This is a genomic window from Bacillus cereus group sp. BfR-BA-01347, from assembly GCF_022663835.1.
Lineage (GTDB): Bacteria > Bacillota > Bacilli > Bacillales > Bacillaceae_G > Bacillus_A > Bacillus_A thuringiensis_K.
The window spans coordinates 55356-68647 of sequence record NZ_JAKUGG010000006.1; the positions used below are offsets into that span (position 1 = coordinate 55356).

Consider the following 13292-nt stretch of genomic DNA (forward strand, 5'->3'; position numbering starts at 1 on the left):
GATGAGTTCACAAGAAGGACACAAAACGTGACTATACTGAAAATACGAATTCACCAGAGAGGGGAAATAAAACATGGGATATTACGACGGACCAAATTTAAATGAAGAGCATAGTGAAACGAGAGAAGTGAGAAAATCAGGTAGTAAAAAAGGCTATTTCTTCACAGGTTTAGTGGGAGCTGTAGTCGGAGCGGTTTCGATTAGTTTTGCAGCACCATATATGCCATGGGCTCAAAATAATGGAGCGCCAGTATCATCATTTAGTTCGGATTCAAAAGTAGAAGGTACTGTAGTTCCTGTTGTAAATAAAGCGAAAAATGAAACTGATTTACCTGGTATGATTGAAGGGGCGAAAGATGTTGTTGTAGGTGTTATTAATATGCAACAAAGTGTTGATCCATTTGCAATGCAACCGACAGGTCAAGAACAACAAGCTGGTTCAGGATCAGGTGTTATTTATAAAAAAGCAGGGAATAAAGCATATATTGTAACAAACAACCATGTAGTGGATGGAGCAAATAAACTTGCTGTGAAGCTGAGCGACGGAAAGCAAGTTGATGCGAAATTAGTTGGTAAGGACCCTTGGTTAGACTTAGCAGTTGTTGAAATTGATGGATCTCATGTAAATAAAGTTGCCACTTTAGGTGATTCAAGTAAACTTCGTGCGGGTGAAAAAGCCATTGCAATCGGTAACCCGCTAGGATTTGATGGAAGTGTAACGGAAGGTATAATCAGTAGTAAAGAACGCGAAATTCCGGTTGATATTGATGGCGATAAACGACCAGATTGGCAAGCACAAGTTATTCAAACAGATGCAGCGATTAACCCTGGTAACAGTGGTGGTGCATTATTTAACCAAAATGGTGAAATAATTGGGATTAATTCAAGTAAAATTGCACAACAAGAAGTTGAAGGAATTGGATTTGCTATTCCAATTAATATCGCAAAACCAGTTATTGAATCTCTTGAAAAAGATGGAGTAGTAAAACGTCCAGCGCTTGGAGTAGGTGTTGTTTCATTAGAAGATGTGCAAGCTTATGCAGTCAATCAATTGAAAGTACCGAAAGAAGTAACTAATGGTGTTGTATTAGGTAAAATTTACCCAATCTCACCGGCTGAAAAAGCTGGTTTAGAGCAATATGATATTGTAGTAGCATTAGATAATCAAAAAGTAGAGAATGCTCTTCAATTCCGTAAATATTTATATGAAAAGAAAAAAGTAGGCGAGAAAGTAGAAGTTACATTCTACCGTAACGGTCAAAAAATGACGAAATCGGCTACTTTAGCAGATAATTCAGCTACAAAGAATCAATAATCGAAATAAAAGAAAGTCTCTTTCATATTGAAAGAGACTTTCTTTATCGGCTATACTAAAGGAATAGGAGGGATTAATTATGACAATTGAAAACCCAACTCGTACGGAAATTGGTGAAGTGCTAAAGAAAAGCAAAACAATTGCGGTTGTTGGATTATCAGATAAGCCAGAACGTACATCGTATATGGTTTCAAAAGCAATGCAAGATGCTGGATACCGCATTATTCCAGTTAATCCAACAGTAGATGAGGTGCTTGGAGAAAAGGCAGTTTCTTCACTAAAGGATATTAAGGAACACGTTGACATAGTAAATATATTTCGTCGCTCAGAGTTTTTAATGGATGTTGCAAAAGAATTTGTAGAGATTGATGCAGATGTTTTTTGGGCACAATTAGGAGTACAAGATGAGGATACATATAAACTTTTAAAAGAAAAAGACTATACTGTAATAATGGATCGTTGTATTAAAGTAGAACATGCGATGACAAAATAGTATAGATTTAAAGGTAGAAAGATTGATTCAGCCCTCATTATAGATAAGTAGGGCCGATGAACGAGGTGTTCATCATGAGATTTTTTAAAGGCTGTTTTTGGGGATTGTTACTTGTAATCCCGTTTTGGATCTTGATCATTTGGATCATAATAAAGGTTTGGAATGTGTAATCTTGGAATACATATCCATTTCTCGTTGACAAACGATTATTTTTCTGAAATAGTAGCCTAGAGGAATCCTTGTGAGAAAACAAGGATTTTTCTATTGAAAATGGTATATAAAAGAGATAAGATAACTTGCCAAAACGATAGTCGAGGCGTTATTCTATAATAGAAACATATGTTCTGATTTTGGATTAGGAAAGGGGCAAGGAGTTTGGCGAAGCATCAGTTCCAATATAATGAAGATGCGATTCAAGTGTTAGAAGGACTTGAAGCCGTTCGAAAACGCCCGGGTATGTATATCGGGAGCACGGACAGCCGTGGATTGCATCATTTAGTATATGAAATAGTAGATAACTCCGTTGACGAAGCGTTAGCGGGATTTGGCGACGAAATTTCAGTCGTAATACATAAAGATAATAGTATTAGCGTTATAGATAAAGGGCGAGGAATGCCTACGGGAATGCATAAACTTGGGAAACCTACACCTGAAGTTATTTTAACTGTACTTCATGCCGGTGGTAAGTTTGGTCAAGGTGGTTACAAAACGAGTGGTGGTTTACATGGTGTTGGGGCATCAGTTGTAAACGCCTTGTCTGAATGGTTAGTCGTAACGATTAAGCGTGACGGAAATATTTATGAACAACGCTTTGAAAATGGTGGTATTCCTGTAACGACGCTTGAGAAAATCGGAAAGACGAAAGAATCTGGTACAACAATGCATTTCAAACCAGATACAACGATCTTCAGCACTACAAATTATAACTATGAAACATTATGTGAGAGATTACGCGAATCTGCATTCTTATTAAAAGGGATGAAAATCTCAATAAAAGATGAACGAAATGATTTAGAAGATGTCTTTCATTATGAAACAGGAATTGAAGCTTTCGTTTCCTATTTAAACGAAGAAAAAGATTCCATTCATCCAGTTGTATATTTCACTGGTGAACAAAATGGGATTGAAGCAGAACTAGCATTTCAATTTAACGATGGCTACTCAGAAAATATTCTTTCGTTTGTAAATAATGTACGTACAAAAGATGGTGGAACACATGAAGCTGGATTTAAAACAGCGATGACGCGTGTGTTTAACGAGTATGCTCGTAAAGTAGCACTATTAAAAGAAAAAGATAAAAACTTAGAAGGTACAGATATTCGTGAAGGTGTAGCGGCTATCGTTTCGGTACGTGTACCAGAAGAAGTGCTTCAGTTTGAAGGGCAAACGAAGGGGAAACTAGGTACAAGTGAAGCGCGTTCTTCAATTGATGCCATTGTATCTGAGCATTTAGCATACTTTTTAGAAGAAAACCCTGATGTAGCTACACTTCTTGTGAGAAAAGCAATTAAAGCAGCACAAGCCCGTGAAGCAGCCCGTAAAGCAAGAGAAGAAGCGCGTAGTGGTAAGAAAAAGAAAAAATCAGAAGGTACGTTAAGCGGGAAATTAACACCTGCACAATCACGTAACCCGCAAAAAAATGAACTATACCTAGTAGAGGGTGACTCTGCCGGTGGTTCTGCGAAACAAGGACGAGACAGACGTTTCCAGGCCGTATTACCGTTACGTGGTAAAGTAATTAATACAGAAAAAGCAAAGCTTGCTGATATCTTTAAAAATGAAGAGATTAATACAATCATTTATGCGATTGGCGGCGGTGTAGGAAATGAATTTGATGTTGAAGATATTAACTACGATAAAGTTGTAATTATGACCGATGCCGATACCGATGGGGCTCATATTCAAGTATTGTTATTAACGTTCTTCTACAGATATATGAAGCCACTTATCGAAGCTGGTAAAGTATTTATCGCACTTCCTCCTTTATACAAAGTAAGTAAAGGAAAAGGTAAGAGTGAGGTAATTGAATACGCTTGGTCAGATGAGGAATTAGACGGTGTAACGAAAAAAGTTGGAAAAGGCTATATGTTACAACGTTATAAAGGACTTGGTGAAATGAATGCGGATCAATTATGGGAAACAACAATGAATCCTGAAACGCGTACATTAATTCGCGTAAAAATTGATGATGCAGCAAGAGCAGAGCGTCGCGTTACAACGTTAATGGGCGATAAAGTAGAACCGCGCCGTAAATGGATTGAACGTAATGTACAGTTTGGTATGCAAGAAGAAGGAAATATTTTAGAAAATGAAATGATTATGGAGACGGAGGTGGAATAACATGCAAGCAGAGAAGTTTCATGACCTCCCGCTTGAAGACGTGTTAGGTGATCGCTTTGCACGTTATAGTAAATATATTATTCAAGATCGTGCACTTCCAGATGCACGTGATGGCTTAAAGCCAGTACAAAGACGTATTTTATATTCTATGTATGTAGAAGGTAATGTACATGATAAAGCGTTTCGTAAATCAGCTAAAACAGTAGGTAATGTTATCGGTAATTATCATCCACATGGAGATTCCTCTGTATATGAAGCAATGGTACGCTTAAGCCAGACTTGGAAAGTACGTAATGTTTTAGTTGAAATGCATGGTAATAACGGTAGTGTTGATGGGGACCCAGCGGCAGCGATGCGTTATACGGAAGCTCGTTTATCACCAATTGCATCTGAATTATTACGTGATCTTGATAAAGAAACAGTTGAATTCGTGTCAAACTTTGATGATACGAGTGAAGAACCAGTTGTATTACCAGCAGCGTTCCCCAATTTATTAGTGAACGGATCTACAGGGATTTCCGCTGGTTATGCAACAGAAATTCCTCCGCATCATCTTGGAGAAGTTATTGATGCTACAATGATGCGTATTGATAAGCCAAATAGTACTGTTGATGATTTATTAACAGTTATGAAAGGACCAGATTTCCCAACAGGCGGTATTATTCAGGGGATTGATGGTATTAAAAAGGCATATGAAACAGGTAAAGGTAAAATTATTATTCGCGGAAAAGCAGAAGTTGAAACAGTGCGCGGTGGGAAACAACAAATTGTAATCACTGAAATTCCTTACGAAGTGAATAAGGCAAACCTTGTAAAGAAAATGGATGAATTACGTCTAGATAAAAAGTTAGATGGTATTGCTGAGGTGCGTGATGAGACAGATCGTACTGGTTTACGAATTGTTGTTGAATTAAAGAAAGAAGCAAACGCCGAAGGTATTTTAAATTATTTATATAAAAATACAGATTTGCAAATTCCATATAACTTTAATATGGTAGCGATCAATAATCGTCGTCCAACACTTATGACATTACCGAAAATTTTGGATGCTTATATTGGACATCAAAAAGAGGTTATTACGAGACGTTCGCAATATGAATTAAGAAAAGCAGAAAATCGTCAACATATTGTAGAAGGTTTAAAGAAAGCATTATCGATTTTAGACCAAGTAATCGAGACAATTCGAGCTTCAAAAGATAAACGTAACGCGAAAGATAATTTAAGTGCAAAATTTGGCTTTACAGAAGCACAGGCAGAAGCAATTGTTTCCTTGCAATTATATCGCTTAACGAATACAGACATTACAGCGTTACAAGAAGAAGCAGATGAGCTTAATAAGAAAATTATTGAGCTACAGGCAATTTTACAAAGTGAAAAAAGATTACTTCAAGTAATTAAAACAGATTTAAAGAGAGTTAAGAAAACATATAGTGATGATCGACGCGCGATTATTGAAGATCAAATCGAGGAAATTAAAATCGATGTAGAAGTGATGATCCCACAAGAAGATGTCATCGTTACTGTAACGAAAGAAGGATATGTGAAACGTACTGGATGGCGCTCACATAATGCCTCGAACGGCAAAGACTTCGGTATGAAAGAGGGTGACATCTTACTTGAACGATTCGATACGAATACGACAGAGACAGTCCTCTTATTTACGAATAAAGGAAACTATATATATCTGCCAGTATACGAAATGCCAGATATTCGTTGGAAAGATTTAGGTCAGCACGTTGCTAATATCGTTTCACTCGACCGGGATGAAACAATCATTTGGGCAACGGTTGTACCGAACTTTGAGGAAGAAAAACGATTTATCGTATTTGTAACACGAAATGGTATGATAAAGAAAACAGAATTAAATCAATATAAAGTTCAGCGTTATTCAAGGGCATTCGTTGCTGTAAACTTGAAAAAAGATGATGAAGTTGTCGATATATTTGCGACAGATGGAACGAGTGATATCGTTCTTGCTACACACGGTGCATATGCACTTATTTTCCATGAAGATGAAGTAAGTCCAGTCGGTGTAAGAGCTGCTGGAGTGAAAGCAATTAATTTAAAAGAAGATGACTATGTCGCTTCTGGTAAACCGTTAAATGGTGATAAAGATCAACTTATTCTCGTAACACAGCGCGGTGCTGTAAAACGTCTAAAAGCATCAGAAATTGAAAAATCAACGAGGGCGAAACGAGGTCTAGTTATTTTCAAAGAATTAAAACGTAATCCGTACCGCATTGTCGGTATTGAAATTGTTCGGGACGATGAATTAGTTTACATGAAGACAGAGAAAAACATTGTAGAAGAGATTGATCCGAAAGCGTATCGAAATAAAGACCGGTATAGTAATGGTAGCCTAGTGCTAGATGTTAATGATACTGGTGAAGTAGTAGAAACGTGGACGAAGAAAAGACCAGAATAAAGAGGGCATCTTGCTATGAATAATAGCAAGATGCTTTTTTCTAGGCAATTTATTATGTAAATAATAATAATCTTGTTATAATAACTGGATGAAATCGTTCTCATAAAGTGAAACTTTAATCAATGGGATTTTCTTTATCCACATTGATTATTAGTTGAATCAATCGGGCTTTAACGAGCAGTTGATTCCTCACCTAATTCCTTAGCTTTCGCTGAATTTTGAGTTAGGAATCTTACTGCCCGTTAGAGCGGGACAAATGGAGGGGCAACATGAAAAAAATAGGTGTAGGGATTGTAGGATTTGGTTTTTCAAGTACGACATTTCATATCCCACTATTACAAACGATAGAAGAATATGATATTCGTGCTGTATTATCCTCAAAAGAAGAGGTAGTAAAAGAAACATTACCAAACGCTAATGTTGTTAGTACAATTGATGAATTGGTGAAGCGAGCTGATGTTGACTTAGTTGTTATTACATCACCTAATACAACTCATTTTCCATATGTAAAAGAAGCAATTTTAAACGGTAAGCATGTTGTTGTAGAAAAACCATTTGTTGTTTCAATTGAAGAAGGGGAAGAGCTTATTTTATTAGCAGAGCAGCATAATGTAATGTTAAGCGTATATCATAATCGTCGTTTTGATAATGATTTCTTAACAATTAAGAAATTGTTAGGAGAAAACAGAGTAGGGAATGTATATGCATATGAATCGAATTTTGATCGTTTCCGTCCACATGTACGTGATCGATGGAGAGAAAAAAATCTACCAGGCTCCGGTATATTATATGATTTAGGATCGCATTTAATTGACCAAGCGTTATCAATATTCGGGAAACCAGATGCTATAAGTGCAGATGTAATAAAACAACGACCAGGTGCAGAGGTGGATGATTATTTCCACATAGAACTTCATTACGGAGTTAAACGTGTCATTTTACGTAGTAGTAGTTATGTGAAAAAAGCTGGACCGCATTTTATAGTGCATGGAGAGAAAGGTTCTATCGTGAAGTACGGTATGGATTCGCAGGAAGAGCAATTAAAAAATGGAATGAAGCCAGGTGATAACGGTTATGGAGTAGACGATGAAGAGAATTTTGCTACTTTAGAAACAGAAGAAAGCTTAGAGCGTATTCCAACAGAAGTCGGTTGTTATAACAATTATTATAAAGGTGTACGAGATAGTATATTAAATGGTGAGAAACTACCTGTAACAGCAAAAGAAGGTTTAGATGTTATTAAACTGATTCAATTAGCGATTGAAAGCAGTGAAAAGGGTAGAGTCATTTCTATAAAATAAAAAGACACGAAATTCGTGTCTTTTTATTTTTGTGGAACAGAAAGACCATAGAAGAACATCGTAACGATATCTTGTATATGTTTTTCGCGATCTCCTTCAAGAAGTTGTGCTCCAAATTCATCACCTAACTTTGTAAACATTTGAATGTAAAGTAACATCATTTCTTTAGTAAGGTGTGGATTAATTTCGTTTTTGCGCTGAGCTCGTTCTAATATTTCTAAATACCAGGGCAGGATTTTTTCATTTTGATAACTATAAATAAACTTACGGAGTTCTTCGTCCCTTTGCATCATTTGTAGTAACATATCAGGTTGAAATAATCCGCCAGTATTCATTTTTCTTACAATCATTTTTTGCATCATATCATGAAAAGGTAATTTTTCTTCCGCAAGCTCTTTATAATATTGAAATTCAGATATGATAAATTCTTGTATAAGCTCCCTAAATAACGCATCTTTACTTCCGAAATGATTATAAATTGTAACTTGAGAAACGTTTGCTTCTTTTGCGATATGTTCTATTTTCACTTCATTAAATCCACGTTCTGAAAATAATACGAATGCTGCTTCTTTAATGGCACGCTTTTTCTTTTCTTTTACTCTTTCAAAGCCGTTCAATGCAATCACCTCACTTAAAATATACAAGAAAAAATAATGGAAAACAATAATTTTGAAATATGGACTAATAAATATTTCAAAAAATTGTTGCGAATATGGAAGATGAGGAGTACAATAATTTTGAAATATCACATATTAAATATTTCAAAAAATGAGGTGGAATTATGATTTCAGTTCAAGATGTCACAAAACAGTTTTCGAATGGAAAAGGTTTGTTTCATATTACATTTGATGTAAAAGAGGGAGAAGTATTTGGTTATTTAGGACCGAATGGTGCCGGAAAATCAACGACGATTCGTAATTTAATGGGATTTATAAAACCGACAGCTGGTAAAGCGACAATTTTTGGATTAGATTGTTGGAATGAAGCAGCGAAAATTCAAAGGGAAGTTGGTTATCTACCGGGTGAAATTTCTTTTATTGAAGGAATGAACGGATTAGAATTTTTAAAATTAATGCAAGGAATGCGTGGATTAAAGGATACAAAAAGACGAGATGAACTGATAGAGCGTCTGCAATTTGATGTGAAAACACCGATTCGCAAAATGTCTAAAGGAATGAAGCAAAAAGTAGGGATAGTCGCTGCATTTATGCACGATCCAGAGGTGTTAATTTTAGATGAACCAACATCTGGACTTGATCCACTTATGCAGCAAGTGTTTATAGATTTAATATTAGAGGAAAAGCAAAGAGGAAAAACAATCCTAATGTCATCACATATTTTCACTGAAATAGAGAGAACTTGTGACAGAGTAGCTATTATTAAAGATGGTCGACTCGTAACGGTTGAAAATATTCACGATTTACAAAGTATGAGAAGACAGGTGATAGATGTAATAGTATCATCACAAGAAGAGATTGAGTCCCTTACAAAGTGTAATTTGCAATTTGAAGCGGTAAAAGGCAGAGAGGCATCTATCATTGTACAAGGAAATTATCAAACTGTTTTACAAACACTTTCAAACTATAATGTAACGGCACTTCAAACGAGAGCGATGGATTTAGAACATTTATTTATGCATTATTACGATAAGAAAGAAGGGATAGCGCATGAATAAGCGATTATTTTTAGCTAGTTTGAAAGAAACACAAAAAAGTATTTTGAGTTATGCGTCTGGTGCAGCTTTATATCTGTGGTTATTAATTTGGATATTCCCGTCAATGGTATCAGCGAAAGGGCTAAATGAATTAATAGCTGCCATGCCTGATAGTGTGAAAAAAATCGTTGGTATGGAAAGTCCGATTCAAAACGTAATGGATTTTTTAGCGGGCGAATACTATAGTCTATTGTTTATTATCATTTTAACAATTTTTTGCGTAACAGTTGCGACACATTTAATTGCTCGTCATGTAGATAAAGGAGCAATGGCATACTTGCTAGCAACGCCTGTATCTAGAGTACGAATCGCAATTACGCAAGCGGCTATTCTTATATTAGGACTACTGATTATTGTAGCGGTTACGTATGTAGCGGGTACAGTAGGTGCAGAATGGTTTTTAGAGGATAATAACTTAAATAAAGAATTATTTTTGAAGATAAATGTAGTCGGAGGGCTCATATTTTTAGTCGTTAGTGCCTATTCATTTTTCTTTTCTTGTATATGTAATGACGAAAGAAAAGCACTAAGTTATTCAGCGAGTTTAACTATCTTATTTTTCGTATTAGATATGGTAGGGAAGTTAAGTGATAAGTTAGAATGGATGAAAAACCTATCATTATTCACGCTGTTTCGTCCGAAAGAAATTGCTGAAGGATCATATAATATATGGCCGGTAAGTATAAGTTTAACTGCTGTAGCGCTTTGTATTTTTATCGTAGCGATTGTAGTATTTAGGAAGAGGGATTTACCGTTATAAAGTAGAAAGTCCACTGAGAAAGTGGGCTTTTTTTATTTGTAAATTTAAACTAGTATGTTCATTGCATCCTTATAAAGGATATTTATCTTTTTAATTACAAAAATATTCAAAAAAGTGAACCTTTTTCTAGGTTCATACGTCTAATACATGTAAAGTTAAATTGGAAGTGATGAAGTGAGGATGAAACAGGAGGAGCGATTGTGAAAGTAATCCCTTTATATAAAATGATTATAAAAGAAGAAACGGATGTTTCTTTAGCGAAAAAAGGTGATCATGAAGCCTTTATAGCGCTTATACATACAGAAAAAGTGAAAATGTATCGAATAGCAAAGGCGATGTTACGTGATGAGACAAATATAGAGGATGCGATACAGACAACAATTTTAAAAGCCTATGAAAATATAAAAAAATTAAAAAAAGAAGAATTTTTTCAAACTTGGTTAATTCGAATACTAATAAATGAGTGTAACAATATTATTAGAGCTTATAAAAAGGTAATTGTGACAGAAGAGAATGATTACAATATGAGTGCGTGTGATCAGTATGAAGATATAGATTTGTGTAATGCGATTCAATCGTTACATGAAGAATTAAGAGCTGTTACGGTGCTTTATTACTATGAAGACATGAATCAAGAGAGTATAGTAAAGCTGTTAGAAATACCGAAAGGAACAGTGAAATCAAGATTATCACGTGCGAGGGAACAACTACAAAAACGATTAAAGATGGAATAGGGGGTGCAAAGGATGGATAATGAAAAATTATTTGATGAGAAATTAAAAAAGAGAATAAAAGATGAAAATGTTATAGTACCTCCAGAGTTAAATGAAAAGATTAATGGCACGGTACATAATCTTAAGGTAAAAAAGAAGAGTTACAAAATTTATATGATGATAATTAGTGCAGCGGTTTGTATACTTTCAGTGGTATCTATGTCTGAGTTTTCTATACAAAGTTTTGCGCAAAACGGTGGAGTATTTGAATATGTAAAGAAAAAAGCATTTTCTGATTATGAAAATGAAGAAGAAATAAAATCGAATGTACATTATCCAGATAAAGAAAAGATTCATCAAAAGATGCTAGATTCTATTGATTATTTTAAAAATATTTCAGGACAATTTGAGGAATATTCTAGCTCATCAAGAATTGCTACAACATATAAGTATGCGATTGATACGGAGAAACAAAGAGGTATCTCTTCGAAAGAAGATAAACTAGCGAAAAAACGAACAATTATATATAACGAGGGCAAGAAAAAAGAGTTTGATGATGAGAAGTATACCTATAAAGAGACAAAATGGAACCCGAAAGAAAGAAACAATGAACTATTAAAATTAAATCCTACGGAAAGGGTAGTGAGAAAATCAGATGAGAAAAAGAGATATGATGATGAATATGTAGGGCTAGCTAAATATAGTATTCAATCAGAATTTGCAGATTTGTTAATTCGATATAAAGATTGGAATTATAAAGAAACGAAATATCTTGGATTAGATTGTTACAAAATTGAAGGAGTTATCAACATAGAGATGCCTGTTAGCACCTCTGAAGATTTAAGAGGGAAATTCGAAATGGTTGTGGAGAAAAATACAGGGATTATGTTGAAATTTCTTAGTTTTCAAGAAGGCTTGATTCAATATTCAGTTACGACTGAATGGATACAAATAGATAAGGGATTGAAAGAAAGTATGTTTCAAAAGGATAGCGCTAAATATGAAAAAATGAAAAACATATTTGATGAATAGAGACAGGAGGAGAGTAAATGGGGAATCATTCATCTTTAAGAGAAGAGAAAATTAAGCAAAAATATAAAAAGAAAACGATAATAAGTTTACTACTGGCGGTATTACTATTTGGTGGAATTGGCTATGGAGCTTATGTATATATGAAAACTTCTAGTCTCGTACAAAAATCTAATTTGAATTTAGCACGAGGTGAAAAATCCAATTTACGTGAGAAATCTGTAAAGCCAATTGCAAATCATGTTTCACTTTTAATTATGGGAATTGATGAAAATCAAGAACGACAAAAGGAATATAATGGTGCATTTCATACAGATGCATTACTGTTAGCGACTTTTAATAAAGATGATAAAACAGTGAAATTAACGAGCATACCACGTGATACATACACATATGTTCCAGTTGAAAAGAAAAAAGATAAAATAACCCATGCATATGGAAGTGGTTTCGTTAAAAATGGTAAAGATGGAGGACCGCAAGCTTCTGTGGAAGCGGTAGAAAAATTGTTACAGGTGCCTGTTGATTATTTTGTGAAATTTAATTTTGGTTCCTTTACTAAAATTGTTGATGGGTTAGATGGTATTGAAGTGGATGTCCCAGTTGAATTTACGGAGCAAAATAGTAAAGATGAACCTGATACGATTCATTTGAAAAAAGGATTACAAAAATTAAATGGGGAAGAAGCACTCGCACTAGCAAGAACGCGCCATATTGATAGTGATGCAATGAGAGGACAGCGCCAACAACTTGTTATTGAAGCGATTTTAAGTAAATTAAAAAGTGTAGAATCGATTACGAAGCTAGAAAAAATAGTTGAGGCGGTTGATGGTGATTTTAAAACAAATTTAGTAATGGACGATATTTTATCTTTTTATAAATACGGTTTAAACGGTTCAGTTGAAAAAATACAATTAGCTGGTGATGATTTATACTTACCTAATGGCCCAAACGGGCAACGTGTATATTATTATAATCCTAATAAAAAAGATCTACAGAGTTTGAGTAATACTCTTAGAACACATCTAGGATTAAGTGAAAAGCAAATTGAGGAGAATTAAAGCAGATGTAATGTCTGCTTTTTTATTTTTGTCTAATGGTATGACATTTAGTTTTTAATGTTATATACTATTTAAGAATTAGAGTTAATAGTGTAACGTAATAGTAGGGTTCAAGTTAAGTAGCAAGGGGGCTATCACATAGAA

The 13292-nt window shown here is 34.8% G+C and carries 11 protein-coding genes; 10 read left to right on the forward strand and 1 reads right to left on the reverse strand.

The features are described from left to right. The first annotated feature begins 73 nt into the window (after window positions 1-73). The 5 genes from MR143_RS11870 (at window position 74) to MR143_RS11890 (ending at window position 7874) form a co-directional block, all read left to right on the forward strand. On the forward strand, window positions 74-1315 hold the full coding sequence (locus MR143_RS11870; protein WP_000542644.1) for a S1C family serine protease: 1242 nt from the start codon (window positions 74-76) through the stop codon (window positions 1313-1315). A gap of 79 nt (window positions 1316-1394) precedes the next feature. Beyond that, on the forward strand, window positions 1395-1808 hold the full coding sequence (locus tag MR143_RS11875) for a CoA-binding protein (RefSeq protein ID WP_000151386.1): 414 nt from the start codon (window positions 1395-1397) through the stop codon (window positions 1806-1808). Between the two features lie 375 nt (window positions 1809-2183). Further along, window positions 2184-4148: a DNA topoisomerase IV subunit B gene (gene parE, locus MR143_RS11880; protein ID WP_001062193.1), complete on the forward strand. Its 1965-nt coding sequence runs from the start codon at window positions 2184-2186 to the stop codon at window positions 4146-4148. 1 nt (window position 4149) lies between these two features. Continuing rightward, complete coding sequence (gene parC / locus MR143_RS11885; protein ID WP_001147463.1) at window positions 4150-6573, forward strand: DNA topoisomerase IV subunit A; 2424 nt, start codon at window positions 4150-4152, stop codon at window positions 6571-6573. A 269-nt stretch (window positions 6574-6842) separates the two neighbouring features. Then, the gene (locus MR143_RS11890) at window positions 6843-7874 is read left to right on the forward strand and encodes an oxidoreductase (protein ID WP_000719766.1); all 1032 of its coding nucleotides are present in this window, start codon (window positions 6843-6845) and stop codon (window positions 7872-7874) included. A 23-nt stretch (window positions 7875-7897) separates the two neighbouring features. On the opposite strand, the gene MR143_RS11895 is transcribed toward MR143_RS11890, so the two are convergent. Then, a complete protein-coding gene (locus tag MR143_RS11895) occupies window positions 7898-8500 on the reverse strand; it encodes a TetR/AcrR family transcriptional regulator (RefSeq protein ID WP_116777626.1) in 603 nt (200 codons plus the stop codon). 155 nt (window positions 8501-8655) lie between these two features. On the opposite strand from MR143_RS11895, the gene MR143_RS11900 reads away from it, so the two are divergent. The 5 genes from MR143_RS11900 to MR143_RS11920 all read left to right on the forward strand — a co-directional run bounded on the left by MR143_RS11900 (window position 8656) and on the right by MR143_RS11920 (window position 13148). Further along, window positions 8656-9549 carry an ABC transporter ATP-binding protein gene (locus tag MR143_RS11900; RefSeq protein WP_000626564.1) on the forward strand — a complete coding sequence of 298 codons (894 nt, stop codon included), beginning with the start codon at window positions 8656-8658 and terminating at the stop codon, window positions 9547-9549. Next, entirely contained in the window at window positions 9542-10348 is an 807-nt protein-coding gene (locus MR143_RS11905; protein WP_001042488.1) for an ABC transporter permease subunit, read from the forward strand. Before MR143_RS11900 ends, MR143_RS11905 begins: the two co-directional genes overlap by 8 nt. Window positions 10349-10548: 200 nt before the next feature. Next, on the forward strand, window positions 10549-11082 hold the full coding sequence (locus tag MR143_RS11910) for a sigma-70 family RNA polymerase sigma factor (protein ID WP_000864722.1): 534 nt from the start codon (window positions 10549-10551) through the stop codon (window positions 11080-11082). Between the two features lie 12 nt (window positions 11083-11094). Then, entirely contained in the window at window positions 11095-12093 is a 999-nt protein-coding gene (locus MR143_RS11915) for a hypothetical protein (RefSeq protein WP_000368249.1), read from the forward strand. A gap of 17 nt (window positions 12094-12110) precedes the next feature. Next, entirely contained in the window at window positions 12111-13148 is a 1038-nt protein-coding gene (locus MR143_RS11920; protein WP_000526719.1) for an LCP family protein, read from the forward strand. The last annotated feature ends 144 nt before the right edge of the window (window positions 13149-13292 follow it).